The organism is Kitasatospora sp. NPDC004289 (assembly GCF_053602875.1).
In genome coordinates, this window is sequence record NZ_JBSGEL010000075.1 from 1 (window position 1) to 25,860 (window position 25,860).

22 protein-coding genes, 1 tRNA gene and 1 riboswitch are annotated in these 25,860 nt (G+C 71.8%); of the genes, 7 read left to right on the plus strand and 16 right to left on the minus strand.

All coding sequences use genetic code 11. From position 1 onward, the window contains the following. Positions 1–49: 49 nt before the first annotated feature. From ACWEPF_RS33315 to ACWEPF_RS33330, 4 genes are all read right to left on the minus strand, one after another. Positions 50–1,294 carry a hypothetical protein gene (locus ACWEPF_RS33315; protein WP_452175528.1) on the minus strand — a complete coding sequence of 415 codons (1,245 nt, stop codon included), beginning with the start codon at positions 1,292–1,294 and terminating at the stop codon, positions 50–52. 238 nt (positions 1,295–1,532) lie between these two features. Beyond that, positions 1,533–2,711 carry a L,D-transpeptidase gene (locus ACWEPF_RS33320; RefSeq protein ID WP_452175542.1) on the minus strand — a complete coding sequence of 393 codons (1,179 nt, stop codon included), beginning with the start codon at positions 2,709–2,711 and terminating at the stop codon, positions 1,533–1,535. 220 nt (positions 2,712–2,931) lie between these two features. Then, positions 2,932–3,258: a hypothetical protein gene (locus ACWEPF_RS33325; protein ID WP_345281996.1), complete on the minus strand. Its 327-nt coding sequence runs from the start codon at positions 3,256–3,258 to the stop codon at positions 2,932–2,934. Between the two features lie 431 nt (positions 3,259–3,689). Next, entirely contained in the window at positions 3,690–5,090 is a 1,401-nt protein-coding gene (locus ACWEPF_RS33330) for a cystathionine beta-synthase (RefSeq protein ID WP_345281994.1), read from the minus strand. A gap of 277 nt (positions 5,091–5,367) precedes the next feature. On the opposite strand from ACWEPF_RS33330, the gene ACWEPF_RS33335 reads away from it, so the two are divergent. From ACWEPF_RS33335 to ACWEPF_RS33345, 3 genes are all read left to right on the plus strand, one after another. Beyond that, complete coding sequence (locus ACWEPF_RS33335; protein ID WP_345281992.1) at positions 5,368–6,429, plus strand: SGNH/GDSL hydrolase family protein; 1,062 nt, start codon at positions 5,368–5,370, stop codon at positions 6,427–6,429. Between the two features lie 82 nt (positions 6,430–6,511). Further along, the gene (locus ACWEPF_RS33340) at positions 6,512–7,732 is read left to right on the plus strand and encodes an acetyl-CoA C-acetyltransferase (RefSeq protein ID WP_345281990.1); all 1,221 of its coding nucleotides are present in this window, start codon (positions 6,512–6,514) and stop codon (positions 7,730–7,732) included. Positions 7,733–8,011: 279 nt separating this feature from the next. Continuing rightward, entirely contained in the window at positions 8,012–8,965 is a 954-nt protein-coding gene (locus tag ACWEPF_RS33345; RefSeq protein ID WP_452175529.1) for a hypothetical protein, read from the plus strand. Between the two features lie 83 nt (positions 8,966–9,048). Here ACWEPF_RS33345 and ACWEPF_RS33350 read toward each other — a convergent pair whose 3' ends face one another. The 3 genes from ACWEPF_RS33350 to ACWEPF_RS33360 all read right to left on the minus strand — a co-directional run bounded on the left by ACWEPF_RS33350 (position 9,049) and on the right by ACWEPF_RS33360 (position 10,541). Further along, positions 9,049–9,366, minus strand: a complete 318-nt coding sequence (locus tag ACWEPF_RS33350; protein ID WP_345281986.1) for a hypothetical protein — start codon at positions 9,364–9,366, stop codon at positions 9,049–9,051. Positions 9,367–9,448: 82 nt separating this feature from the next. After that, positions 9,449–10,336: a Bax inhibitor-1/YccA family protein gene (locus ACWEPF_RS33355; protein WP_345281984.1), complete on the minus strand. Its 888-nt coding sequence runs from the start codon at positions 10,334–10,336 to the stop codon at positions 9,449–9,451. Positions 10,337–10,457: 121 nt separating this feature from the next. Further along, positions 10,458–10,541, minus strand: a tRNA-Leu gene (locus tag ACWEPF_RS33360). A gap of 339 nt (positions 10,542–10,880) precedes the next feature. Between ACWEPF_RS33360 and ACWEPF_RS33365 the strand changes: the two genes are divergently transcribed. Both ACWEPF_RS33365 and ACWEPF_RS33370 read left to right on the plus strand, forming a co-directional pair. Next, complete coding sequence (locus tag ACWEPF_RS33365) at positions 10,881–11,651, plus strand: ABC transporter ATP-binding protein (protein WP_452175543.1); 771 nt, start codon at positions 10,881–10,883, stop codon at positions 11,649–11,651. Positions 11,652–11,709: 58 nt separating this feature from the next. Then, the gene (locus ACWEPF_RS33370) at positions 11,710–14,265 is read left to right on the plus strand and encodes an ABC transporter permease (protein WP_452175530.1); all 2,556 of its coding nucleotides are present in this window, start codon (positions 11,710–11,712) and stop codon (positions 14,263–14,265) included. Positions 14,266–14,454: 189 nt separating this feature from the next. On the opposite strand, the gene ACWEPF_RS33375 is transcribed toward ACWEPF_RS33370, so the two are convergent. The 7 genes from ACWEPF_RS33375 to ACWEPF_RS33405 all read right to left on the minus strand — a co-directional run bounded on the left by ACWEPF_RS33375 (position 14,455) and on the right by ACWEPF_RS33405 (position 22,308). Next, positions 14,455–15,825 (minus strand): NAD(P)/FAD-dependent oxidoreductase, encoded by a 1,371-nt coding sequence (locus ACWEPF_RS33375; RefSeq protein WP_345281980.1) that lies wholly within the window; start codon positions 15,823–15,825, stop codon positions 14,455–14,457. Positions 15,826–16,277: 452 nt separating this feature from the next. After that, complete coding sequence (locus ACWEPF_RS33380; RefSeq protein ID WP_449796296.1) at positions 16,278–17,216, minus strand: Ppx/GppA phosphatase family protein; 939 nt, start codon at positions 17,214–17,216, stop codon at positions 16,278–16,280. 2 nt (positions 17,217–17,218) lie between these two features. After that, positions 17,219–17,875, minus strand: a complete 657-nt coding sequence (locus ACWEPF_RS33385; protein WP_452175531.1) for a DUF501 domain-containing protein — start codon at positions 17,873–17,875, stop codon at positions 17,219–17,221. Between the two features lie 36 nt (positions 17,876–17,911). Next, a complete protein-coding gene (locus ACWEPF_RS33390) occupies positions 17,912–18,316 on the minus strand; it encodes an FtsB family cell division protein (protein WP_345281976.1) in 405 nt (134 codons plus the stop codon). A gap of 121 nt (positions 18,317–18,437) precedes the next feature. Further along, positions 18,438–19,724, minus strand: coding sequence for a phosphopyruvate hydratase (eno, locus tag ACWEPF_RS33395; protein ID WP_345281974.1), 1,287 nt, complete (start codon positions 19,722–19,724; stop codon positions 18,438–18,440). Between the two features lie 194 nt (positions 19,725–19,918). Beyond that, positions 19,919–20,677 carry a transglycosylase family protein gene (locus tag ACWEPF_RS33400; protein WP_452175532.1) on the minus strand — a complete coding sequence of 253 codons (759 nt, stop codon included), beginning with the start codon at positions 20,675–20,677 and terminating at the stop codon, positions 19,919–19,921. A 5-nt stretch (positions 20,678–20,682) separates the two neighbouring features. Next, positions 20,683–20,835: riboswitch (cyclic di-AMP (ydaO/yuaA leader) on the minus strand. Positions 20,836–21,060: 225 nt separating this feature from the next. Then, positions 21,061–22,308: a cytochrome P450 family protein gene (locus tag ACWEPF_RS33405; protein ID WP_452175533.1), complete on the minus strand. Its 1,248-nt coding sequence runs from the start codon at positions 22,306–22,308 to the stop codon at positions 21,061–21,063. Between the two features lie 160 nt (positions 22,309–22,468). Between ACWEPF_RS33405 and ACWEPF_RS33410 the strand changes: the two genes are divergently transcribed. After that, positions 22,469–22,864: an SDR family NAD(P)-dependent oxidoreductase gene (locus ACWEPF_RS33410; RefSeq protein ID WP_345281969.1), complete on the plus strand. Its 396-nt coding sequence runs from the start codon at positions 22,469–22,471 to the stop codon at positions 22,862–22,864. A 10-nt stretch (positions 22,865–22,874) separates the two neighbouring features. Here the strand turns inward: ACWEPF_RS33410 and ACWEPF_RS33415 are convergent, their stop codons facing one another. Both ACWEPF_RS33415 and ACWEPF_RS33420 read right to left on the minus strand, forming a co-directional pair. Further along, positions 22,875–23,861 (minus strand): MazG family protein, encoded by a 987-nt coding sequence (locus tag ACWEPF_RS33415; RefSeq protein WP_452175534.1) that lies wholly within the window; start codon positions 23,859–23,861, stop codon positions 22,875–22,877. 17 nt (positions 23,862–23,878) lie between these two features. Further along, positions 23,879–24,490, minus strand: a complete 612-nt coding sequence (locus ACWEPF_RS33420) for a SurA N-terminal domain-containing protein (protein WP_345281967.1) — start codon at positions 24,488–24,490, stop codon at positions 23,879–23,881. A gap of 210 nt (positions 24,491–24,700) precedes the next feature. Between ACWEPF_RS33420 and ACWEPF_RS33425 the strand changes: the two genes are divergently transcribed. Further along, positions 24,701–25,801, plus strand: coding sequence for an ALF repeat-containing protein (locus ACWEPF_RS33425; protein WP_452175535.1), 1,101 nt, complete (start codon positions 24,701–24,703; stop codon positions 25,799–25,801). Positions 25,802–25,860 lie beyond the last annotated feature (59 nt).

Sequence of the window (25,860 nt, forward strand, 5' to 3'; positions counted from 1 at the left end):
CCCCCCTTCCGGGGGGAGCGACGGGGCCCGGGTGCGTTCCGGTCTACCGTCAGCCGCCGGCCGCGGCCAGCGCCTTGAGCTGCTCGAAGGTCATGCCCGCCTGGGCCAGCACCTTGATCTCGGCCTCGGGCGCGCCGAGCGCGACGAGCTCCTTGATCTGCGCGTCGGTCAGCGTGACCGCACCGGCACCGGGCTTGACGCCCGGGATGTCGGCGCCGCCCGGGACGGGGACGCCGCCCTTGCCGGCCATCGCGGCGCCCATGACGGCGCCCATGGTGTCCTCGAGGTCCTTCTTGGTGATCGCGGTGGCGCCGGTCGGGGCCTTGGGGGCCTCGGCGTCCTTGGCGAAGGTCACCTTGATCGGCATGTGGAGGTCGGCCGGGGCGTCCTTCTCGAACTGGGCCAGGTCGAAGGAGACCGCCGAGAGGGCGCCGTCCTTGATGAAGACGTCGACGCCGACCTTCTTGTCCGGGAAGTCGGACGGGACGGTGGCGGGCAGCTCGTCGAAGCCCGGCAGGTCCTTCGCCAGCGGCTTGATGCTCTTCAGCAGGTCGTCCGCGAAGGCCTTGGCGGGGGCGGCCACGTAGATGTGGTCGGCGCCCTCGTGCTTGCCCTTGTCCTCGAAGGTGACGTTGCGGGAGATGACGTCCTTGACGGTGTTGACCAGGCCGGAGGCGACCTTCGGGTCCACCGACGGGGCGGCCGAGGGGCTGCCCTTGCTGCCCGCCGCCTTGCCGGCCTCCTCCGCCAGGCCCTTGAGGGTCTTGGTGTCGATCGAGACCCACTTGCCGCCGATGGCGTCCTGGAAGACCTTCGGGAAGAGGGCGGCGCCCTCCTTCAGCTCCTTGGTGTCCTCGCCGGCGATCTTGGCGATGCCGTCGACGTCGGCCTTCGCGTAGAGGGTGCCGTCGATGTAGCGGATGTCGGCCAGCGCGGCGCCGTCCTTGCCGGTGAGGGCGTAGGCGGCGTCGAACCCGAGGTCGTCCGGGATGGAGTTGAGGTCGGCGGCCTGGCCCTCCTTGAGGCCCGCCACGTCCTTCAGCGGCTTGTCGGCGGCGATCGCGACCGAGAGCTTGATGCCGGACATCAGCTCGGCCGTCTTCTGGTCGAGCTGCTCGCTCTTGTCCTTGGAGACGGCCTTGTCGAAGGCGAGGATCTGCTCGGGCGTGGCGTCGAAGCCGAGCTCGGCCTTGAAGCTCTTGCCCTCGTAGACCTTGCCGAAGGCGTCCGAGACCTTGTCGGCGGCGGACAGCTGCTTGACGGTGCCGCAGGCGACCAGGCCGCCGGCCAGCACGACGGAACAGGCGGTGGCGGTGGCGGCGACGCGGGCCGTCCGGCGCAGGGTGGTGTTGATGGGACTTCTCCCCCGTGAAAGGCACCCGGACTGCTCACCGGGCTGCAGTGCTCGACTCTTGGTGACGACCCCAGGCAAGCAGCTTTCACCCGCCGGGTCACCCTGTTTTCGGCACTTGTGGCCGAAGCAGGACGCACCCGGTAACTTATCCGGTTCTTATGACGAGCCCACGACCGGGTCAGACCGCGCTGCCGGCCTTCCACGCGGACCAGTCCATGTTCCAGCCGTTCAGACCGTTCGACGGACTCACGGTCCGGTCACCCGAGTTGATCACCTCGACCACGTCCCCAACCATCGAACTCGCGTAGAACTTGGCGCCGTTCGTCCCGGGATCACCGGCGCCCTTGACGTCCCGCAGGGCGATGCAGCCGTGGCTGGTGTTGGCGTTGCCGAACTGTGACGCGGGGGACCAGTAGTTGCCGTGGATGAAGGTGCCGGAGGTGGTCAGCCGCTGGGCGTGCGGGACGTCCGGGATGTTGTACTCGTCGCCCAGGCCGACGGTCTGCGAGTCCATCTTGGTCTGGGTGTACTGCTCGGAGATGACCATCTTCCCGGCCCAGGTCCGGTGCTCCGGGGAGCCGCCGATCACCGGGTAGGTGGCGGTCACCTGGCCGTCGGTGGTCACCGTGAGGGTGTCCTTGCCCAGGTCCGCGACGCTGACCTGGCTGCGGCCGATGGTGAAGGCCACGTCCTTGGACTGGGTGCCGTAGACGCCCTTGGCGCCCTCCACGTCCTTGAGCCGCAGCTTCAGGGTGACCTTGGTGCCCTTGGCCCAGTACTGCTCGGGGCGGAAGTCGAGCCGGGTGCTGGAGTACCAGTGCCCGACGACCTCGACGCCCGGCTCGGCCGTCACCGTGATCGCCTGCTGGACGGCCTTGCGGTTGGTGACCGCCTTGTTGAAGTTGATCGAGACCGGCATGCCGACCCCGACGACGGCGCCGTTCTCCGGGGTGAAGTAGCCGACGAAGGTGTTGGCCGGGGAGGCGGTGGCGAACTTCGCGTTGGCGTCCGCCTCCAGCTTGTCCTTGTCCTGGGCGACGGCCGCCACGGCGTACTTGGCGCCGCTGGACAGCGGCGCGGTGGAGGTCCAGCTCGCGCCGTCGGCGGCGAGCTGGCCGGCTATCTCCTTGCCGTCCTCGGCGGTGAGCTTCACCGAGGTGAGCCTCCCGTCCACGACGGTGACCTTGACCGGCTCGGTGAACGGGGCGTCGGTGACGCCGTCCGCCGGGGAGACGGTGATCTTCGCGACCGAGGTCCTCGGCGAGCCGCTGCCGCCCGCCCCGGCGCCCCCGCCGCTGCCGCCGGAGGGCTTGTCGTCGTTGCAGGCCGCCAGCAGGAAGACGGGGGCACCGAGCATCCCGGCCAGTACGCCGCGCCTGGTCCAGTGCGGCTTCTCGGTCTGCGTCACGGCGGTTCTCCCTGCTCTTCACCTACGGGCGTTACGTACCAAATCAACGCGATCCGGGCGGAAGCGGTTCCATCACCAAACGGTTGAGATCGTACGAGAGTACTGAAGATGCCGCCAGAACGGACAAATCCCCCACCCGGGGCTCCGGGCGGGGGATTCGCGGTGCTGCCTACTGGTCCGCGTACTCGGTCCAGGTCTCCTCGTCCGGGTCGTAGTCGATCCGGGCCGACTCCCAGGTGGCCGAGGTCAGCTCGGTGCCGGGGACGCCGCCGAGCAGCGCCACCGGGTCGATGAAGTGCGCGAGCGAGCCGGACGGGTCCAGCTCGATGGCCTCCACCGACTGGCCGCGCTCCTCGTCGTCCAGGTACTCGTCGGCCTCCACCTGGGCCAGGGCGGCGGCCTTCAGGGCCTGCTCGTCGGTGATCTCGGCGACGATCTCGATGCTGAGCCGTACGTAACGGGGGGCGTCCTGCTCGGGCAGGTCAGTGCTGGTCATGGGGGCGAGCCTAGGCGAGCACCCGCCGCCGGGGAAACGGGTGAGGCCGGCCCCCTCGGAAGGGGGCCGGCCTCGCCGTCTCCGCCCTGGTTCCCCCACCCGGGAACCGCGGAGCGCGCCTCGCGGCGCGGTAGGTGCCGCGGGGGCCACCACACCCTGGGCCGGCCTGGGCCGGCACAGGGGCGGGACGACGGCAACCCCCACGGGCAGGACACGGTGGGCCGGGTCAGGGCCGACCGACGTGTCCGTGGTGACCCCGGTGCGGGGAGCCGCTCCCGCTTCCGCTGTCACCTGCTTCGGCGTCTCGCCGTTGACCACTACAGTGCACGACCCGTGTTAACCGCGTGATGCGCGCAGGTGACGCCGGTGTACCACTTCGTGCCGGGAGGGTTCCGTCAGCCGCCGTCCCCGGCAAGGCGGCTGACGGCGGGTCAGTGACCGGCCCGGTTGGCCAGGAAGGCCAGCAGGTCCTGGCTGGTCACGATGCCCTGCGGCTTGCCCTCGACCAGCACCACGGCGGCGTCGGCCTTCTCCAGCACGGTCATCAGGCTGGTGACGGTCTCGCCCGAGCCGACCACCGGCAGCGGCTTGGACATCACGCTGTCCAGGGTGTCGGTGAGCGCGACCTTCTGGGTGAACAGCCCCTCCAGCAGCTCCCGCTCCACCACCGAGCCGATCACCTCGCCGGCCATGATGTCGGGGTGCCCCGCGCCCGGCGAGACCACCGGCATCTGCGAGACGCCGAAGTCGCGCAGCACCCGGATCGCCTCGGCCACCGTCTCGTTGGGGTGCATGTGGACGAACTGCGGGACGCCCTCGTGCTCCAGCGCGTCCTTGCGGGCCAGCACCTCGACGATGTGCGCCTCGTCGGTCTCCGAGGGCAGGAAGCCGTAGTCGGCCATCCAGTCGTCGTTGAAGATCTTCGACAGGTAGCCGCGGCCGCCGTCCGGCAGCAGCACCACGACCACGTCGTCCGGGCCGAGCCGCTTGGCGACCTCCAGCGCGGCCACCACGGCCATCCCGCAGGAGCCGCCGACCAGCAGGCCCTCCTCCTTGGCCAGGCGGCGGGTCATCTGGAACGAGTCCTTGTCGGAGACGGCGACGATCTCGTCCGCCACCTCGCGGTCGTAGGCGGTCGGCCAGAAGTCCTCGCCGACGCCCTCGACCAGGTACGGGCGGCCGGTGCCGCCGGAGTAGACCGAGCCCTCCGGGTCGGCGCCGATCACCTTGACGGCGCCCTTCGAGGCGTCCTTGAGGTAGCGGCCGGTGCCGGAGATGGTGCCGCCGGTGCCGACGCCGGCGACGAAGTGGGTGATCTTCCCCTCGGTCTGCTCCCAGAGCTCGGGGCCGGTCGAGTGGTAGTGCGAGGCCGGGTTGTCCGGGTTGGAGTACTGGTCCGGCTTCCAGGCGTTCGGGGTCTCGCGGACCAGGCGGTCGGAGACGTTGTAGTAGGAGTCCGGGTGCTCGGGCGCGACGGCGGTCGGGCAGACCACCACCTCGGCACCGTACGCCCGAAGGGTGTTGATCTTGTCGGTGGAGACCTTGTCGGGGCAGACGAAGATGCACTTGTAGCCCTTCTGCTGGGCCACGATCGCCAGGCCGACCCCGGTGTTGCCGGAGGTGGGCTCGACGATGGTGCCGCCCGGCTTGAGGGCGCCCGAGGCCTCGGCGGCCTCGATCATGCGCATCGCGATCCGGTCCTTCACCGAGCCGCCGGGGTTGAAGTACTCGACCTTCGCCAGCACCGTGGCGCTGATCCCGTCGGTGACCTTGTTGAGCTTCACCAGCGGCGTGCCGCCGACCAGGTCGATGATCGAATTGTGGTACCGCACGGGGGTCCTCCCGGTCTGGGGCAATGCGACGTCTGTGAGTACCTCAAAGCCTAGGGCGTCTCAAGGGGTGGACGGGCACTTGCGGGACGAAAGGGAACCGCGTCCGGCTCGGCGGGGGCGGCACCGCGGGCCGTTCCGGCGACGGGCGGCGCGGCACCTGACGTTCTCTCCCCGGATGGCCGAGGGTGCCCGGTAGGGCGCTCCGTCGTTGGGTACCCAGAAGGGGACAGAAGGTGCCGCCCCGACGAGGGGCCCGGTGGATGGAGGGGGTGCGGGGTTGACGCGGGAGTCACGGGCCCGGGCGGCCCGGCGGATCGCCACCGCGGCCGCGTACGGCGGCGGCGGGCTGGGGCTGCTCGGGGTGGGCTTCGTCGGGCTGCTGGTCACCGAGAGCCGGCTGGCCGTCCGCGCGGTCGGGCTGCTGGAGGGCGACCCGCCGCGGGCGGACGGGGTGTACGGGGCCGCCTTCGCCGATCCGGCGGGCGAGCAGGAGCCGCTGGTGCTGGGCTTCCTGGGCGACTCGACGGCCGCCGGGCTGGGCGTGCGGCGGGGGCACGAGACCCCGGGCGCGCTGCTGGCGGCCGGTCTGGCCTCGGTGGCCGAGCGCCGGGTGCGGCTCGCCAACGTGGCCCGCTCCGGCGGCCGGTCCGCCGACCTGGCCGAGCAGGTGGTCCAGGTGCTGCCGCACCGCCCCGAGCTGGCCGTGATCATCGTCGGCGCCAACGACGTGACCAAGCGCACCCCGCCCGCCCTGGCGGTCCGTCAGCTCGGCGAGGCGGTCCGGGCGCTGCGCGAGGCCGGCTGCCAGGTGGTGGTCGGCACCTGCCCGGACCTGGGCACCATCAAGCCGGTGCGCCCTCCGCTGCGCTGGGTGGCCCGGCGGCTGAGCCGCGAGCTGGCCGCCGCCCAGACCATCGCGGTGGTGGAGCAGGGCGGCCGGACGGTCTCACTGGGCTCGCTGCTGGGCCCGGAGTTCGCGGCCCGTCCGGAGATGTTCGCCGCCGACCGCTACCACCCCTCCGCGCAGGGCTACGCGACCGCCGCGATGGCCCTGCTGCCCTCGCTCTGCGCCGCCCTGGACCTCTGGCCGGACGAGCGGGAGCCGGCCGCGCCGGGGGCCGAGCAGGTGCTGCCGATGGCCGTCGCGGCGGCGGCCGCAGCGGGCCGTTCGGGCACCGAGGTGACGGCCGACGAGCGGATCGGGGACTTCGGCCGGCGGTGGGCGCAGGTCAAGCTGCGGCTGCGGTTCGGCCTGCCGGACGCGGCCGACTCGACCCCCGAACCGGCGTCGGCCAACTCACACGCGGGGACGGGTGACGACAGGGCTACCAAGCGGTAACTTTCTCCCGGACCGTCCGCCGCCGCCCCCGCGCGGCGCACCCGGACGCCCGTCGACCCGGACACCCAGCGAGGAGCCCACCATGCCCGAAGCCGTCATCGTCAGCGCCGCCCGTTCGCCGATCGGCCGGGCCTTCAAGGGCTCGCTCAAGGACATCCGCCCGGACGACCTGACCGCGCAGATCATCGGCGCCGCGCTGGCCAAGGTGCCCGGGCTGGACCCGCGCCAGATCGACGACCTGATGCTCGGCTGCGGCCTGCCCGGCGGCGAGCAGGGCCACAACCTGGGCCGGATCGTCGCGGTCCAGATGGGCATGGACTACCTGCCCGGCACCACCATCACCCGGTACTGCGCCTCCTCGCTGCAGACCACCCGGATGGCGCTGCACGCCATCAAGGCGGGCGAGGGCGACATCTTCGTCTCGGCCGGCGTGGAGACCGTCTCGCGCAGCGTGAACGGCACCTCGGACGGCATGCCGGGCACCCAGAACCCGCTGTTCGCCGACGCGGTGGCGCGCACCGCCGACCGGGCCGCGAACGGCGGCGGCGAGTGGCACGACCCGCGCGAGGACGGCCTGCTGCCGGACGCCTACATCGCGATGGGCCAGACCGCCGAGAACCTGGCCGCGCTCAAGGGGATCACCCGCGCCGAGCAGGACGAGTTCGGCGTCCGCTCGCAGAACCTGGCCGAGGCCGCCATCAAGTCCGGCTTCTGGGCGCGCGACATCACTCCCGTCACCCTGCCCGACGGCACCGTGGTCTCCGCCGACGACGGCCCGCGCGCCGGGGTCACCCTGGAGGCCGTCTCCGGCCTCAAGCCGGTCTTCCGCCCGGACGGCACCGTCACGGCCGGCAACTGCTGCCCGCTGAACGACGGCGCCGCCGCCCTGGTGGTCATGTCCGACACCAAGGCCCGCGAGCTCGGCCTCACCCCGCTCGCCCGCGTGGTCTCCACCGGCGTCAGCGGCCTCTCCCCCGAGATCATGGGCTACGGCCCGGTCGAGGCCAGCCGCCAGGCGCTCAAGCGGGCCGGGCTGACCATCGACGACATCGACCTGGTCGAGATCAACGAGGCCTTCGCGGCCCAGGTCATCCCCTCCTACCGGGACCTGGGCATCCCGCTGGAGAAGCTGAACGTCAACGGCGGCGCGATCGCCGTCGGCCACCCCTTCGGCATGACCGGCGCCCGCCTCACCAGCACCCTGATCAACTCCCTGCAGTGGCACGACAAGCAGTTCGGCCTGGAGACCATGTGCGTCGGCGGCGGCCAGGGCATGGCGATGGTCATCGAGCGCCTGAGCTGACCGACGGGCCGGCTCCGGCCACCCGTTCGGAGTGACAGTGCGTAACTGAGGGCCGGATCACATCCATTCAGCGATCCGGCCCTCGTCGCACCCTCCGGAGGCCGTTTTGTCGACGCCCCGGAATCGCCCAACTCCGCAGCGTAGAGCGGGACTACCTAACAATTTGAGGACAAGGACGAAAGTCACGGACAAATCGGGCATCTGCCACTGCAGCATCAGTCGCCCATGCGGCACTGTGGAGACGTAACCCCGTTCCGCTCCTCCCTAGGAGTACGTTCCGTGAGCGTCGTGTACACCACCCTGCTGCTGGTCCTGATCGCCCTCTCCGCCGCGCTGCTGGTCCAGGGCCGCCGCCTCTCCCGCCGTCTCGCCGAGCAGGCGGCCGCCACCGCCGCCGCGACCGCCGCCGCAAGTGCCGCCGCCCCGGCCGTGGTTGACGAGACGGTGATACGCCGGGCCGTGCACGAGGCGCTGGCCGCCGACCGCGAGCGGGAGATCGCCGAGGCCCGCGCGTTCTGGGCCGAGCAGGAGGCCCGGGCCGCGGAGGACGCCCCGATCTTCGACTCCCCGTTCACCAGTGCCCAGGAGGAGTGGCCGCTCTTCTTCCCGCGCCCGACCGGCCCGCTCGACGCCGCCGACCAGGCGGGCACCATGGACCCGGAGTTCGGCGAGGCGCTGCGCAGCGCGCTCGAGGACCTGATCGGCGAGGACGGCGGCGCCGCCGCCCCGCGCCCGGCGGGCGCCCACCCCTCGGGCGGCGGCCACCCCGCCGAGAGCGCCGGGGAGATCCGGGCCCGCCGCGAGGCCGATCTGCTCGCCACCGGCCTGGAGGCCGGCCTGCTGGACGCCGAACCGGCCGTGGACGCCGAGCCGGTGGCCGCCCCCGACCCGCGCCGCCACCCCTCGCACCCGGACTTCGTGCCCAGCCCGACCCCGTCCCGCGAGTGGACCGACACCCGCCTCGCCACCCTGGCCGACGAGGGCGTCGCGCTCACCGACGTCCGCCCCGGTCCGCTCGGCACCCTGGACGTCTACGCCTTCGCCGACGGCACCACGCTCTGCGTCGCCCCCGGCGACCGCGAGGCCGCCTACCGCCTGATCGACGCCGTCCGGGCCGGCGAGGACGTCCGGCTGCTCGGCGGCTCGCGGTTCTCCGGCTCCTACTCGCTGACCTTCTCCACCGACGAGGAGGCCGTCTACGTGCTGGCCGACCGGGTGGTCGCCAGCATCTGATCCGCCCTCAGCAGGCCAACGGCCGGTCGAGTCATCGGGGTTACCGACTCGACCGGCCGTTCGCGTGCCCGGGCTCCCGGGGGTCAGGCGGTGAGCTCGTCCGCCGCCCGCACCGCGTCCAGCGCCTGGGCCAGCACCTCGGGGCCGGCCACCGCGGCCAGTTCCCGCCCGGCGACGGCCAGTTGGTCGCCCACCGCGAAGGCCCCGGCGTCCGGGAACTCCCTCGGCGGCTCGCCCGCCAGCTCCAGCGCCCGCCCGGCCGAGTCCGCCGCCAGGGCCAGCACGGCCGCCGCCCGGCTCGGGTACCCGGGCACCGGGGCCAGCAGCCTGCTCTGCGGCATCGAACGGAAGCGGTCGGCCAGCCGGTCCACGGCGGCCAGGAAGGTCTGTGCGTCTGCCATGCGGTGAGCCTATGCGCTGCCGGGAACGGCGGAGGCCCGCCCCGGTGCAACCGGGGCGGGCCTCAGGCGGGCTGACGCGAGATCAGTCGTCGCCGCGGAGGATGGCGATCAGGCGCAGCATCTCCAGGTAGATCCAGACCAGCGACAGGGTGAGCCCGAAGGCGGCCCGCCAGGCCTCCTTCTCCGGGGCGCCGCCCTGGATGCCCGCCTCGATCTCGGCGAAGTCCAGGGAGAGGAAGAAGGCGCCGATGCCGATGCCGAGGATGCCGACCACGATGCCGAGCGGGCCCGAGCGCAGGCCCATGTCGGCGCCGAACAGCGAGGCCACCACGTTGACCAGCATGAGCAGCACGAAGCCCATGGCGATCGCGATGCCGATCCGGGTGTAGCGCGGGGTGACCCGGATCCGGCCGGACTTGTAGGCGATCAGCATCGCCGCGAAGACGGCCGCGGTGCCGAGCACGGCCTGCACCACGATGCCCGAGAACATGGTCTCGAAGGCGTGGCTGACCGCGCCGAGGAAGAAGCCCTCCAGGGCCGCGTAGGTGACGATCAGGGCGGGGCTGACGCTCCGCTTGAAGCTGATCACCATGCCGACCACGAAGGCGGCGATCGCGGCGCCGATGGCCGGGCCGAAGGAGGTGGCGGGCAGCAGGAACCAGGCCACCGCGCCGGCCGCGACCAGGGTCAGCAGCGTGATCGCGGTGCGGGCGACCACGTCGTCCATGGTCATCCGGCCGGTCTGCAGCGGGCCCGCGGACGGGGCCTGGTACATCTGCACCAGCTGCTCGTCGGTCAGCTGACCGGGCTGCGGCTGGGCGTAGGGGTTGTTGCCGTAGGGGTTGTTGCCGTACGGGCTCCCGGCCTGCGGCGCCCCGGCCTGGGGCTGCTGGGCGGTGTTGAACCCCGCGTATCCGGCGTCGCGGGTGAAGGACCCCTCCCGCGAGAAGACCGGGTTGCTGCTTCTCATGTCATTCCCTCCGGGGCGGCGTGGTGCCACCCGCACCGCTCCAGGGTAATGCCTTGGCAAAGGAATGAGCCTCAACCGCGAGGATGATCTCGCACACGCGCACCGGCGGCGCGCGGAGTCTTGGTGCCCGGGGCCGGACTCGAACCGGCACGGCCTACGGCCAAGCAGTTTTAAGCTGCCCGTGTCTGCGTTCCACCACCCGGGCGGGACCTCTCCGCCCCTCGTACGGGGTACCCCTGAGACTAGTCGCCCAGAGCACCCTTTCGCACACTCTCAGGCAGGCAATTTGTCATGTTTCCTTGACATCTGACGAATCGTCTGGAAATCGGCCATGCCCCGGCGCGATCCGGCCACCTCCTCGGCGTCGGGGTCGGTGTCATACCGCAGGAGGAGAAGCCCGGCCCCGCCTACGCCCAGCGGCGGTGGGTCCAACCGTTCCGGCGGGCGACGGATTACATGATCGTCCGGCGGAGGATGGTGTAGCGGTCGGGCCCCGCGTCCGGCCGTCCACGACCACCTCACGTCCGCAAGGAGTTCCCCCGTGATCACCAAGCCCGCGTACGCCGCACACACCGGCCAGGCGGCCGCCCGCGCCACCGGCCTCAACAAGGTCTACGGCGAGGGCGAGACCAGGGTGGTCGCGCTGGACAACGTCAGCGTCGTGTTCCCGCAGGGCCAGTTCACCGCCATCATGGGGCCCTCGGGCTCCGGCAAGTCCACCCTCATGCACTGCATGGCGGGCCTGGACACGGTGAGCTCCGGCTCCTCCACCATCGGGGACACCGAGCTGGTCGGCCTCAAGGACAAGCAGCTCACCAAGCTCCGCCGGGACAAGATCGGCTTCATCTTCCAGGCCTTCAACTTGCTGCCGACGCTGACCGCGCTGGAGAACATCACGCTGCCGATGGACATCGCCGGCCGCAAGGTCGACCAGGCCTGGCTGGACCGGGTGGTGGAGACGGTCGGCCTCTCCGGCCGCCTCTCGCACCGCCCCTCGCAGCTCTCCGGCGGCCAGCAGCAGCGCGTGGCCTGCGCCCGCGCGCTGGCCAGCAGGCCGGACATCGTCTTCGCCGACGAGCCGACCGGGAACCTCGACTCCCGCTCCGGCGCCGAGATCCTCTCCTTCCTGCGCAACTCGGTGCGCGAGCTCGGCCAGACGGTCGTGATGGTCACCCACGACCCGGTCGCCGCCTCCTACGCGGACCGGGTGGTCTTCCTGGCCGACGGCCGGATCGTGGACGAGCTGACCGAGCCGACCGCGGACACCGTGCTGGACCGGATGCGCCGCTTCGACGCCAAGGGCCGGACGAGCTGACGGCCTGACGGCCCGTCACCGACCGCCCCCCGCTCCGACTCCCCCAGGACGACATCCGATGTTCCGCACCGCACTGCGCAACGTGGCGGCCCACAAGGGCCGGCTGCTCATGACGGTCCTCGCCGTCATGCTCGGCACCGCCTTCGTGGCCGGCACCATGGTCTTCTCCGACACGCTCGGCAAGGCCATGACCAACAGCTACTCCAAGAGCTACTCCGACATCTCGGTCCAGGTCACCGACAGCTCGGCCTCCGCCTACGCCCGCGCCTCGGAGAAGACCGGCGACGGCGCCGAGCTCACCAAGGCCACCGTCGACCAGCTGGCCGCCCTCCCGGGCGTCGCCCAGGTCCGCGGCGTGGCGGCCGGCTTCACCGCCGTGGCGAACAAGAAGGGCGACCTGATCGGCCAGGCGTACAACGCCTACGGCGCCAACTGGTCCCCGGCCGCCGACGGCAAGGACCCGCGCTACCCGATGGTCGAGGGCCAGGGCCCGAAGAAGGCCGGCGAGGTGGCGCTGGACCGCGCCAGCGCCGACAAGGCCGGGTACAAGGTCGGCGACACCGTCCGGGTGGCGGGCAACGGCCCGGCCCAGGACGTGAAGCTGACCGGGATCTTCACCACCGACGACCCGCAGATCACCTCGGGCGCCACCCTCACGCTCTTCGACACCGCCACCGCGCAGCAGTTCCTGCTCTCGCCCGGCCGCTTCTCGGCCATCGACGTCCAGGGCAAGCCCGGCACCTCGCAGACCGCGCTGCAGGACGCGGTGATCTCCAAGCTGCCTAAGGAAGGCTCGATCACCGCGAAGACCGGTGACCAGCTGACGGCCGATCAGACCAAGATGGTCGAGCAGGGCACCAGCGGCATGAAGACGATGCTGCTGGCCTTCGCGGGCATCTCGCTCTTCGTCGGCATCTTCATCATCGCCAACACCTTCACCATGCTGATCGCCCAGCGCACCAAGGAGCTGGCCCTGCTGCGCGCCATCGGCGCGGCCCGCGGCCAGATCACCCGCTCGGTGCTGGCCGAGGCGCTGCTGATCGGTCTGACCGCCTCGGTGGCCGGTCTGGTCACCGGCATCGGGATCGGCGCCGCGATGCAGGCCGGGATGGCGAAGCTGGCCGAGGGCATGCCCACCGGCCCGCTGGTGATCGCCCCGGCCACCGTGATCACCGCGCTGGTGACCGGCGTCGTGGTCACCGTGGTCTCCGCCCTGCTGCCGGCCGTCCGGGCCTCCCGGATCGCCCCGGTCGCCGCGATGGCCAGCGGCGACGCCCCGGCCACCCAGAAGAGCCTGATCGTCCGCAACGTGATCGGCTCGCTGCTCGCCGCGGCCGGCTTCGCGATGATCCTCGGCGGTGCCGCCAAGGGCGGCGAGACCGGTCGCTACGTCATCATGGGCGGCGCCCCGGTCGCGATGATCGGCATCTTCGTCCTGCTGCCGCTGCTCTCCCGCCCGGTGATCGCGCTGACCGGCCCGCTGCTGGCCGCCGTGGCCGGCACCCCCGGCAAGCTGGCCCGCCGCAACGCGGTGCGCAACCCGCGCCGCACCGCCACCACCGCCGCCGCGCTCACCATCGGCCTGACCCTGGTGACCGCCATGACGGTGATGGGCGCCTCGGTCGGCGGAGCGGTCGACCGGATCGTCTCCAAGGGCGTGGTGGCCGACTACAAGGTCTCCAGCGCCAACCGGATGAGCCTCTCCCCCGAGCTGGCCGAGAAGGTCGCCAAGGCGCCCGGCGTGACCGCCTCCAGCGCCCTGACCAACGCGTACTGGGACCTGGAGGGCAAGGACTCCGCGGTCTCCGGCGTGAACCCGGCGACGCTGCCCAAGCTGCTCGACCTCACCATGGACGCCGGCTCGGCGGACGCCCTGGCGAAGGGTCAGGTGCTGGTCGAGGCCGAGACCGCCAAGAAGCGCGGCCTGACGGTCGGTTCGACCGTCAAGGCGGACTTCATGGACGGCAAGAGCGGGACCCTGACGGTCGGCGGCGTCTACCAGTCGCTCGACATGCTCTCCCCCTTCGTGGTCGCCGACTCGGTGATGGCCCCGCACGCCAAGGACGCCGACATCCGGGACATCCTGGTGAAGGGCACCGACGGCGCCACCACCGCGCTCGCCACGTCGGTCAAGGAGGCCACCGGCAACAACCCGGTGATCGAGGTCAAGACCCTGGAGCAGATGAAGGAGGAGTTCAACCAGATCATCTCCTTCGCGCTCAACATGATGTACGGCCTGCTGGCCATGTCGGTGCTGGTCGCCGTCCTCGGCGTGGTGAACACGCTGGCGATGTCGGTGTTCGAGCGGAAGCGGGAGATCGGAATGCTGCGGGCGATCGGCCTGGACCGGCGGGGCATCAAGCGGATGGTCAAGCTGGAGTCGGTGGTGATCTCGCTGTTCGGCGCCGTCACCGGTGTGCTGCTCGGCTCCTTCCTGGCCTGGGCGGTCAACTCCACCCTGGACTCCAGCATCCCGGGTCTGGTCACCGAGCTGCCCTACGGCCAGCTGCTGCTCTTCCTGCTGATGGCCGGTCTGGTCGGCCTGGTGGCCGCCCTGTGGCCCGCCCGCCGGGCGTCCAAGCTGGACATCCTGACCAGCATCAAGACCGACTGACGGCCTCTCAGGGACACGAGGAAGGCCCCCACCGGATCTCCCGGTGGGGGCCTTCGTCGGTCTCAACTGCTGTACTCCGCCCGGTCGTGGAACCGGCTGAGCACCACGGAGGTCGTGGTCCGGCGACACTGCCGGGCGGAGAGCCTCCGACTCATACCCCGGGTGCGGTCAACGCCCGGGGCCAGTCGCTCACTTGCTGGCCAGCTCCTTCGCCGGCTCGGCGGGGGCCGGGACGGCCGCCTTCGGCGCGGGGCCGGTGGCCTCCTGGAACGCCTCGAACGGCTTCTCCATCTGCGCCAGGCCGACGGTCTCGCGCTTGAGGAACATCGCCAGCGTCCAGTCGGTGAAGACCCGGATCTTGCGGTTCATGGTCGGGACCATCGCGCCGTGGTAGCCGCGGTGGAACCACCAGGCCAGCCGGCCCTTGAGCTTGACCTTGCCGAAGAGGATGGCCACGCCCTTGTGCAGGCCGAGGCCGGCCACCGCACCGAGGTTCTTGTGCTTGTACTCGGCCTGCGGGAAGCCGCGCATGCCCGAGATGACGTTGTCGCCGAGGACGGCGGCCTGACGGACGGCGTGCTGCGCGTTCGGCGGGCACCAGGCGCCCTCGCCGGCGGCGAGGTCCGGCACCTGGGCGTTGTCACCGGCGGCCCAGACGTAGTCGAAGCCGGTGACCTGGAGGGTCGGCGCGGCGTCCACGTGGCCGCGCGGGCCGAGCGGGAGGCCGAACTGCGACAGCACCGGGTTCGGCTTGACGCCCGCGGTCCACACGATGGTCGAGGCGTCCATCTCCATGCCGTTCTTCAGCACCACGTGCTGGTCGACGCAGGAGTCCATCGAGGTCTCGATGTAGACCTCGATGTTGCGCTCCTCGAGCTTCTCCTTGGTCCACAGACCGAGGTCCGGGCCCATCTCGGGGAGGATGCGGTTGGCCGCCTCGACGACGATGAAGCGCATGTCGTCGCGGCTGACGGTGCGGTAGATCTTGGCGGCGTCGCGCGCCATGTCCTCGATCTCCGCGATGGTCTCGATGCCGGCGAAGCCGCCGCCGATGACCACGAAGGTGAGGGCCTTGCGGCGGATCGCCTCGTCCGTGGTGGACTCGGCGCGGTCCAGCTGCGCCATCACGTGGTTGCGGAGGCTGATGGCCTCCTCCACGGTCTTCATGCCGATGCCGTGCTCGGCCAGACCGGGGATCGGGAAGGTGCGGGAGACCGAGCCGGTGGCGACGACCAGGTAGTCGAAGGACAGCTCGTAGGAGTCGCCCGCTGCGGGCTGGATGGTGGCGACCTTGCGGGCGTGGTCCACACCGGTGACCGCACCGGTGAGCACCTCCGCCTTCTTGAGGGCGCTGCGCAGCGGCGCGACGAGGTTGCGAGGCGCGACGTTGCCGCCGGCCGCCTCGGGAAGGAAGGGCAGGTACGTCATGTACGACCGCGGGTCGACGACCGTGACGGTCGCTTCGCCGTAGCGCATCTTCTTGAGAATGCGCATCGCGGCATACAGGCCGACGTAACCACCGCCGACGATCAGGATGCGAGGACGCTCCGTGGTGCTCATATCCGAAAGTATCCACCCCCGTTCGGGGGCACCTTCGTGAGGCCCGTCACAAGCCTCTGGACACCGTCTGCTACACTGCGCGGCCACACTCCGGGCCCTCGGGGGGCACTCCACCCCGGCCCGTCACCGTTCCCGGTCCGCTCGAACGGTACCGGTGCGAAACCCCGTCGCTGAGCAGCAACGATCCCGATCCGGTCCCGGTTCCCGGCCCGTTGTTTCGATTCCACTACCCAGCCCGATGCCCACCTTCGAACCATCGAGCGCGGCCCACCAGAGGCCTTCGGTCCCGCATATCGGACAGACCGGACCGCCGAGTGCGACGAAAGGCTGGTTCGCCATGTGAAGAAATTCACGAAGGTTCTTGCGACACCCGGTGCAGCGGGCGGCCCCGGGTGCCATCCAGGCACTCCGGGGCCGCTCGCAGGGGCGTCGGGAGGGCTCCCGACGGGGCGTCAGGAGACCAGGCTCCAGGCGACGCCGTCCAGGATGTCGTGCTCGCTGACCACCAGCTCGGCGGCCCCGGTGCGCTCCATGATCTCCAGCAGCACCAGCGCCCCGGCGCCGATCACGTCCACCCGGCCCGGGTGCATGACCGGGATCGCGGCCCGCTCGGCGTGGTCCATGGCCAGCAGCCGGTGGGCGGTCTCGCGGACCTGCCCGACCGTCAGCCGGGCGTGGTGGATCCGGGCCGAGTCGTACTCCGGCAGCTCCAGCGCGATGCCCGCCACGGTGGTGACGGTGCCCGCCAGGCCGACCAGGGTGGCCGCGGTGGTCAGCGGGACCACCTCGGCGGCCCGGTCCAGCGCGGCCTCCACGTCGGCCCTGGCCCGGGCGGTCTGCTCCTCGGTCGGCACGCCGGCGCCGCCCTCGAAGTGCCGCTCGGTCAGCCGGACGCAGCCGATGTCCACCGACCGGGCCGCCTCCACGGACTCCCCGCCGAGCACGAACTCGGTGGAGCCGCCGCCGAGGTCGAAGACCAGGTAGGGGGAGGGGAACTGACCACCGGTCAGCTCCTTGGTGGCGCCGGTGAAGGAGAGCCGGGCCTCCTCCTCGCCGCTCACCACGGTCGGCTCCACGCCCAGGATCTCCTTGACCCCGGCCACGTACTCGGCGCTGTTCTCGGCGTCCCGGGAGGCGCTGGTGGCCACGAACCGCAGCCGGTCCGGGCCGACCCCGTGCTCGGCCAGCACCGCGGCGTACTCGCGGCAGGCGGCGAAGGTGCGCTCCAGCGCCTCGGGGGCCAGGCGGCCGGTGCGGTCCACGCCCTGGCCCAGCCGGTTGATCACCATCCGGCGGTCCAGGTCGGTGATCTCCCCGGTCTCCGGGTCCAGGTCGGCCACCAGCAGCCGGATCGAGTTGGTGCCGCAGTCGATGGCCCCCACCCTGGTCACGCTCACTCGGACTCCCCCTGCTCGGCCTCGGCGGCGGCCTTCTTGGCGGCGCGCTCGGCGGTCAGCTGCTCCTTGGCGGCGATCACGGCCGCGTGGTCCTGGTCCTTGGCGCGGTTCTTCAGCACCCGGGCACCGGCCTCCTCGACCTCGGCCGGGGAGACGCAGGGGCCCTTGGCCCACCAGTCCTCCAGCATCGCGATCGCCTCGTCGCCGAGCGGGTTGACGCCCTCCCCGGCGGCCAGCGAGTGGCCGACCAGCACGTGCAGGCACTTCACCCGGTCCGGCATGCCGCCGGCGCTCGGGAAGCCCTCCAGCACCTCGATGGCGTCCCGGCGCGCGATGTAGTCCTCGTGCGCCTTCTGGTAGGCCGCCGCCAGCTCCGGGTCCTCGGCCAGCCGGGCGGTCTGCTCCTTCATCACGCCGTCCGCCTCCAGGGTGCCGATCAGCGAGGCGGCCTTGGGGCAGGTCAGGTAGTAGAGGGTCGGGAACGGCGTGCCGTCGGGCAGCCGGGGCGCGGTCTCCACCACGTCCGGGTTGCCGCACGGGCAGCGGTGGGCCACGCCGCGCAGGCCGCGCGGCACCCGGCCGAGCTGGGCCGCGATGGCGGCGACGTCCTGGTCGTCGACCAGGGGGGTGTCGGTCGAGGGGGTGTCAGTCATGGGATTGCTACTGCCTCTGGGGGTGTGCTGCTGCGCCTAGCGCGGGACGGGGGTGGTGTCGGCCTGGTCGACCGAGTCCCAGACGCTGGCGTACCAGGGCTGGGCGGCCTTGGCCTGTGGAGCTGACGCACCGTCGGCCGAGGAGGACTTGGTGGCCGGCGGGGCCGGGTCCACCGAGATGAACGGGGTCTCACCGGGCATCGCGTAGTGCAGCCGTTGGCGGGCCTGGGCCTTCACGAACTCCGGGTCCTGCCAGCGCGCCTTCTCCCGGCTGAGCTTCTCCACCTGGGCCCTGGCGTGCTCGGCCTTGGCCCGCTGGGCGTTGATCTCCGAGCGCTGCGCGATGTACTGCCGGGTGGGGTAGGCGAGGATCGCCACCAGCGAGCAGAGGACCAGCACCAGCACGGTGGCGCGGCTGGTGAAGCGCGGTCGCGCCGCCAAGCCCGGAATCTTCCACATCGCCGGTACCCCTCCATCCACACGCCGGTGCCCCGGCCCACCACCCTACGGGGTGGGAGCCGGGGCACCGGTCACAGCTGGCTGAGTGTCAGCCCCGGGTCGCTCAGGCCTCGGCCTTGAACCGGGGGAAGGCCCCGCGGCCCGCGTACTCGGCGGCGTCGTCGAGGATCTCCTCGATGCGCAGCAGCTGGTTGTACTTGGCGACGCGCTCGGAGCGGGCCGGGGCACCGGTCTTGATCTGGCCGCAGTTGGTGGCGACGGCCAGGTCGGCGATGGTGACGTCCTCGGTCTCGCCGGAGCGGTGCGACATCATGCAGCGGTAGCCGTTGCGCTGGGCCAGCTCGACGGCGTCCAGGGTCTCGGTCAGCGAACCGATCTGGTTGACCTTCACCAGCAGCGCGTTGGCGGTGCCGGTCTCGATGCCGCGGGCCAGGCGGGCCGGGTTGGTGACGAACAGGTCGTCACCGACCAGCTGGACCTTGTCGCCCAGCTTGTCGGTCATGGCCTTCCAGCCGTCCCAGTCGGACTCGTCCAGCGGGTCCTCGATGGAGACCAGCGGGTACGCGGCGACCAGCTCGGCGTAGTAGTCGATGAGCTCGGCGGAGGAGATCGCCTTGCCCTCGAACTGGTAGGCGCCGTCCTTGTAGAACTCGGAGGCGGCCACGTCGAGCGCCAGCGCGACGTCCTTGCCCGGGGTGTAGCCGGCCTTCTTGATGGCCTCGGTGATGAGGTCCAGGGCCTCGCGGTTGGAGTCCAGGTTCGGCGCGAAGCCGCCCTCGTCGCCCAGGCCGGTGGAGAGGCCGCGCTCCTTCAGGACGCCCTTGAGCGTGTGGTAGACCTCGACGCCCCAGCGGACGGCCTCGGAGAAGGACTCCGCGCCGATCGGGGCGATCATGAACTCCTGGATGTCGACGTTGGAGTCGGCGTGCGACCCACCGTTCAGGATGTTCATCATCGGGACGGGCAGGACGTGCGCGTTCGGGCCGCCCAGGTAGCGGAACAGCGGCAGGTCGCTGGCCTCGGAGGCGGCGTGCGCCACGGCGAGCGAGACGCCCAGGATGGCGTTGGCGCCGAGCGAGGACTTGTCCGGGGTGGCGTCCAGGTCGAGCATGGCCTGGTCGATCAGGCGCTGCTCGGTGGCGTCGTAGCCGACGAGCTCCGGGCCGATCTGCTCGATGACGGCCAGGACGGCCTTCTCGACGCCCTTGCCGAAGTAGCGGTTCTTGTCACCGTCGCGGAGCTCAAGCGCCTCGAAGGCGCCGGTGGAGGCACCCGACGGGACGGCGGCACGGCCGGTGCTGCCGTCGTCCAGACCGACCTCGACCTCGACCGTGGGGTTGCCACGGGAGTCGAGGATCTCGCGGGCTACGACGACATCGATGGACGGCACGAGGCATCTCCTTGCGGAAGCGGGATGTGTAGTCGTTACGACCAGAGCCTAACCGCACCGGGCCCCGGGACCACGCTGACCTTGGTCCCGTCTCACCTCGTGGCCTTCCTACCCACCGGTAGTTCACCCGGGACGGGCACGGAGGGGCCGCACCGTCGAACGGTGCGGCCCCTCCGTGATGACGGTGCGTCGGATCAGCCCAGCTGGAGGACCTGGCCGGGGTAGATCAGGTCGGGGTTGCCACCCACGACCGACTTGTTGGCCTGGTAGACCTGGTGCCAGTCCTGGCCCTTGGCGGCGGCGATGCCGGACAGGGTGTCACCGGACTTGACGGTGTAGTTGCCGGTGGCCGGGGCCTTCGGCGCGGCGTGCTTCGGGGCGTTCACCGTCGGCGCGGCGGCCTTCGGGGTCTCGACCTTGGGCGCCGGCTTGGTGGTCTCGGCGGCCTTGGGCGCGGCCTTCTTGGTCTCCGTCTTGGGGGCGGCCTTCGGGGTCTCCGCCTTCGGCGCAGTCGTGCGGGTCTCCGAACGGGAGGCCTTGGCCTCGGAGTTGGTGTCGACCTGGGCGGCGGCGCCGCCCTTGGTCAGACCCGCCTTCACGGAGCAGACCGGCCAGGCGCCGGGGCCCTGGGAGGCGAGCACCTTCTCGGCGACCGCGATCTGCTGGCCCTTGGTGGCCTGGTTGGCCTGCGGCGCGTAGGCCTTGCCGCCGAAGCCGGCCCAGGTGCTGGAGGTGAACTGCAGGCCGCCGTAGAAGCCGTTGCCGGTGTTGATCGACCAGTTGCCGCCGCTCTCGCACTGGGCGACCTTGTCCCAGGTCGAGACGGGCGCGGCCTGGGCGCCGGTGGCGGCCATCAGCGGAAGGGCGAGGCCGACGCCCGCGACGCCCGCGACGGCGATCGCCTTCTCGGCCTGGGTACGACGACGGTGACGGCCCGAACCAGAAAACAGCATGAAGAAGTCCCTCTCCGCACGCCTGCGAGGTGAGCTGTCGGGTTCGGACCGGGAGGTGGCCCGGCCGCCGTGAGGCGGCTTCACCCCAAGCCGTGGGGGGACGGCGACGTACGTGTGGGTCCCCCGCCCCTGCCCAAGGGTCTGGTCGGTGTCCCGGTAGCGCGGCGGGCAGGATTCGGCGTTCCGCGCGCGGGGTCCGCAGCTGCGGACTGCAGGGAGGGTAAGCAGATCAGCTGATCGATCACAAGCTCATGTCGAACACATCACACCGAAATCACGCTGCGCGGTGGGTCGTCCACAAACCGTACCCCTGTGGCCGGATTGATGTGTATTCAGATCACGGTCGATCAGATATGACCGACACGCCGTCAGATAGCGGGTGTTCAGCCTTCCGGGGTGAAGCGGACCGGCAACTCCCGCAGCCCGCGCATGATCAGACCGCCGCGCCAGCGCAGGTCAGCGGGCTCGGCGGCGAGTTGCAGGTCGGGCAGCCGGGTCAGCAGGGCGGCGAGCGCGAGCTGTCCCTCCATCCGGGCCAGCGGGGCGCCGATGCAGTAGTGGATGCCGTGGCCGAAACCCAGGTGCGGATTGTCCTTGCGCGCGAGGTCGAGGGTGTTCTCCGCCGCGAACCGGGCCGGGTCGCGGTCGGCCGCCGCCAGCACCACCAGCACCGGGTCGCCGACCGGGATGTCCACCCCGCCGATGGTCAGCGGGCTGGTGGCGAACCGCCAGGTGGCCAGCTCCACCGGGCCGTCGTAGCGCAGCAGTTCCTCCACCGCCGTCTCCAGCAGCGCGCTCTCGCCCCGGCGCAGCGACGCCTGCAGCAGCTCCCGCTGCTCCGGGTTGCGCAGCAGTGCGTAGGTGCCGTTGCCGATCAGGTTGATGGTGGTCTCGAAGCCGGCGAACAGCAGGATGAAGGCCATCGCGGCGGCCTCGTTCTCCGTCAGGTGCTCACCGTGGTCGCTGGCCCGGATCAGGCCGGAGATCAGGTCGTCGCCGAGGTCGGCCCGCTTGCGGTGGATCAGCTCCAGCAGGTAGGCGCGGATCTTCTTCACCGCCCGCCCCACTCCGCCGCGTTGGCCGCCGTGGTGACGGATCATCGCCCCGGCCCAGTCCCGCAGGTCGTCCTGGTCCTCCGGCGGCACGCCGAGCAGGTCGCAGATCGCGTAGATGGGCAGCGGGAAGGCGAACTCGTGGATCAGGTCGGCCTCGCCGCGGGCCGCGAAGCCGTCGACCAGGCGGTCGGTCAGCTCCTGCACCCGGGGCTGGAACTCGGCCACCCGGCGCGGGGTGAAGGCCTTGGACACCAGCCGGCGCAGCCGGGTGTGGTCCGGCGGGTCGATGTTCAGCAGATGGGTCATCAGGTCGGCCTGCCGCTCCCCCGGGATGCCGACCCGGCCGGTGCGGTGGGCCTGCTCGCTGTGGTGCGCCGGGTTCTTGGAGAGCCGGGCGTCGGCCAGCGCCTGCCGGGCGTCCGCGTACCGGGTGACCAGCCAGGCGTCCACCCCGCTGGGCAGCGTGGTGCGGTGCACCGGGGCGTGCTCGCGCAGCCAGGCGTACGCGGGGTACGGGTCGGCGGCGAACTCCCAGGTGAAGAGGGCGGGCTGGGTCGGGGCGGGGCTGTCCGGCATGGTGTGAACGGTAACCCGCCGAAGTACGAGTGAGCCTGGTCACCTGGGGGGTAATTGCTCTTGCGGAGGATCGGAGCGTGCTTACGATCCTCCGATACGGACTTGGAGGGACGCCGGTGCGGCGCGTCCCGCCGGGCGCGGCTCAAGGAGGAGCAGTCCCATGCGAGTAACCGGGGCAGTGGTGGTCATCGCGGTACTGGACGGCGGTTCGGGTGCCGGGCTGGCCCGGCGGTTCGCCGCCGCCGGCGCGGCCGGGATGCTGATCGCCGATCAGCGGGCCGGCGTGGCGGAGGACCTGGCCACCGAACTGGACCGTCCGGGCTGCCCGGTGGTCGGGGTGGGCGCCGACGTCCGGCAGCCCTCCGACGTGGCCGCCCTGGTCTCCACCGCGGTCAAGCACCTGGGCCCGATCGACCTGTTCTGCGTCTGCGGCCCCGACGCCGAGCGCATCCTCCCGATCGCCGAACTCCCCGCCACCCTCGGCCCGCTGGCCGAGCTGATGGCCCAGGTCGGCGAGGCGATCGGCGAGGTCCTCGCCCCCGCCGTCGCCGCCTGAGCCCTTCCGCTCACTCCGCCGCCCGGACCTCGTCCCGGTAGGCGCGGGTGGTGGCGCGCAGCGCCTGGTCGATGTCCAGGTCCTCGTCGTAGGCCCGCTGGGCGAGGGCCAGCAGCACCCTGCCCAGGCTCTCCTGGTCGAGCGCGGCGGGGAGTTCGTACGGGGCGTCCGGAACGGCGGTGAAGCCGGCCCGGCGGACCCGGGAGACCAGCTTGGCGGCGTACGCCAGCGCGGGCAGCCCGGCCGGGACGCCGTCTAGGATCGAGTCGCGCTGCTTCTCGGCGGCCTTGAGCTGCTCCCAGTTGGCCTCCACCTCGGCCGCGCCGTCGGCCTCGACGTCCCCGAAGACGTGCGGGTGACGGTACATCAGCTTCTCGACGATGTCCCCGGCCACGTCGTCGACGGTGAACGGGTCCTCCGGGTGCTCCTCGGCGATCCGGGAGTGGAACATCACCTGGAGCAGGACGTCACCCAGCTCCTCGCGCAGGGTGGTGCGGTCGCCCTCCTCGATCGCCTCGACCAGCTCGAAGGCCTCCTCGACCAGGTACTTCACCAGCGAGGCGTGGGTCTGTTCGGCGTCCCAGGGGCAGCCGCCCGGGGAGCGGAGCCGGTCCATCACCGCGACCAGGTCCAGCAGCCGGGCCCCGGGAAGGTCGTAGGAGCCGGGCAGCAGCTCGATCTCGGGCGCCTCCCCGGCCTGCTCGACCGCGATCCGGGCCAGCGCGTCGGTGAGCCCCGGGTCCCCGTCCGGGCTGCCGAGCCAGAGCGTCACGCCCTCCCGCTCCCCGGTCAGCAGCCGGGCCAGCGCGGGCGCGGTGGAGCGCTCGACCAGCTCCACCGTGACGCCCGCCTGGCGGACGGCCGGGAGCTGCGGGTGGGCCGGGTCTCCGGCCAGCACCCGGGCCGCCCCGCGCAGCGCCTCCCAGGCGGGCCAGGAGAGCAGGCCGGGGGCGACCCGGTGAGTGGTGGTGAGCAGGATCAGCTTCGGAGTGTCCACACTCCGAACCTACCCGGTCAGGCGGTGGCGGCGGGCTGCTTGATCCAGTCCGCGGGGGCCGTCACCAGACCGATCTGCTGGACGTCCCAACGGCCGTAGCGCGGGTTGACCTCGATCTTCAGCTTGGCCCCGGCCTCGGTCAGCGCGGAGCGGATCGCGGCGTCGCCCTCGGGGGTGCGGGCGTCCTTGCCGGCGGCCAGCTTCTGGATGCCCAGCTGCTGCCGGTAGAAGGAGTCCACCGCGTCGGCCGGGACGTTCTGCCGCACCAGCAGTTCGCGCGCCAGCTCGGCCTCGCCGCCCATCATCTTGGCCTGGCCCGCCTTGGCCTCGGCGATCTCCCCGTCGGTGACGGTGAGCCGACGGTCCGCCAGGGCCTGGGCGACCACCCGGTCCAGCACCAGGTCGACCACCGTCCGGCGGACCAGCCCGGCCCGCTCGGCCTGCTGCCCGCCGGTCTCGGCCGCGACGCCCTGGCGGACCTCACCGACCCGGGCCTCCACGGCCGCGATGCTGATCTTCTCCCCGCCGACCACGGCAGCCGATCCCTGGTGGGGCGGCTGACTCCCGCAGGCCGCCAGTGCGGCTCCGGCGAGCAGGACTCCGGCGGTGGTGCGGAGGTGGCGGATCACGTGGGGCCTCCCGGGAGTTGTGGGGCGCGCGTGGTTCTGCTGACGGTGCACCAGTCTCGTGGCCCGGGGGCGTTTGGCCAAGGGTGCCGACGTCCCCGGAAGGCTGGTGTCGCGACGGGGCGCACCGGCCGAAAACCGGTTTGATCATCAACCTATGATTCGTACTCGCGTTCACTGCACGTTCTTTGCACCGGTGGGGGAATCCCGTACATGAAGCTGTCCCGCGTCTCCGCTGTCCTCACGGCCGCCGCGCTCGCCCCGGCGATCCTGTTCCCGTCCACCGCCTCGGCCACGGCGAACCCGCCCGCCACCCCGGGCGTCTCGGCCGCCGACAGCCAGACCGACGAGCAGAACAAGGACCTGATCAAGGCCATGCTCGCGGACCCGAAGGAGGGGCCGAGCATCCGGGAGGCCGCCCAGGCCGCCCTCGACGGGACCCCGGAGGACCGGGTCGCGTTCCTGACGGTCAAGCAGCACGCGGTGCGCGAGAGTGACGAGCGGCTGAAGCTGACCCAGCTCATGAGCACCGGCGGTCCGGCCGTCAGGGCGGCCGCCGGCGCCGCCATGAGCGGTGACCGCAAGGCGGTCCAGGCCTTCCTCGCGACGGGCTACGAGGAGGCCAAGGGCGACGACATGGTGGAGGCGGCCCGGATCGCCGAGGTCGCCGGGCCGCTGGTGCGGAAGGCCGCGGACGAGGCCCTGCGGAGCGGCTACGCCAAGGTCGCCGCCTTCCTCAACACCGGCCGCGCCAAGGCCGAGAGCGCCGAGCGGGTCCAGGTCTCCCAGATCGCCGAGACCGGCGGCCCCGCCGTCCGCAAGGCCGCCCTCGCCGCCCTCGACGGCAACTACGCGGGCATCGCCGCCTTCCTCAACACCGGCCGCGCCAAGGCCGAGAGCGCGGACCGGATCCGGGTCTCCCAGATCGCCGAGACCGGCGGCCCCGCCGTCCGCAAGGCCGCCCTCGCCGCGCTGGAGGGCGACTACGCGGGCATCGCCGCCTTCCTCAACAGCGGCCACGCCAAGGCCCTGGAGACGGACGCGGCGGCGGAGAAGAAGGCCGCCGAGGACAAGGCCGCGGCCGAGAAGGCCGAGCGGGAGAAGCCGGCCACGGTCACCCCGGCGAACGTGACCACCACTCCGGCACCGGCCACCACGGGCACCACCCCGGTGACCACCGACAGCACCGATCGCCTGGCCTACACCGGCGGCGGCGAGGACCTGCCGTGGCAGGTCGGCGGTGCCGCGGCCGCGCTGGCCGCCGGTGCGGCGCTGATCGCCGCCTCGCGCCGCCGTCAGGGCGCCGAGGGCTGAACCACCGTGCAGGGGCCCGTCCTTCCGGCAGCGGAGGGGCGGGCCCTTCGCCGTACCCC

Bases quoted from the DNA above. Each gene is read 5' to 3' on its own strand.
- ACWEPF_RS33410 (WP_345281969.1), top strand. From the start codon at position 22,469: ATGCGAGTAACCGGGGCAGTGGTGGTCATCGCGGTACTGGACGGCGGT.
- ACWEPF_RS33340 (WP_345281990.1), top strand. From the start codon at position 6,512: ATGCCCGAAGCCGTCATCGTCAGCGCCGCCCGTTCGCCGATCGGCCGG.
- ACWEPF_RS33375 (WP_345281980.1), bottom strand. From the start codon at position 15,825: ATGAGCACCACGGAGCGTCCTCGCATCCTGATCGTCGGCGGTGGTTAC.
- ACWEPF_RS33405 (WP_452175533.1), bottom strand. From the start codon at position 22,308: ATGCCGGACAGCCCCGCCCCGACCCAGCCCGCCCTCTTCACCTGGGAG.
- ACWEPF_RS33425 (WP_452175535.1), top strand. From the start codon at position 24,701: ATGAAGCTGTCCCGCGTCTCCGCTGTCCTCACGGCCGCCGCGCTCGCC.
- ACWEPF_RS33400 (WP_452175532.1), bottom strand. From the start codon at position 20,677: ATGCTGTTTTCTGGTTCGGGCCGTCACCGTCGTCGTACCCAGGCCGAG.
- ACWEPF_RS33355 (WP_345281984.1), bottom strand. From the start codon at position 10,336: ATGAGAAGCAGCAACCCGGTCTTCTCGCGGGAGGGGTCCTTCACCCGC.
- ACWEPF_RS33320 (WP_452175542.1), bottom strand. From the start codon at position 2,711: ATGCTCGGTGCCCCCGTCTTCCTGCTGGCGGCCTGCAACGACGACAAG.
- ACWEPF_RS33350 (WP_345281986.1), bottom strand. From the start codon at position 9,366: ATGGCAGACGCACAGACCTTCCTGGCCGCCGTGGACCGGCTGGCCGAC.
- ACWEPF_RS33385 (WP_452175531.1), bottom strand. From the start codon at position 17,875: ATGACTGACACCCCCTCGACCGACACCCCCCTGGTCGACGACCAGGAC.
- ACWEPF_RS33325 (WP_345281996.1), bottom strand. From the start codon at position 3,258: ATGACCAGCACTGACCTGCCCGAGCAGGACGCCCCCCGTTACGTACGG.
- ACWEPF_RS33370 (WP_452175530.1), top strand. From the start codon at position 11,710: ATGTTCCGCACCGCACTGCGCAACGTGGCGGCCCACAAGGGCCGGCTG.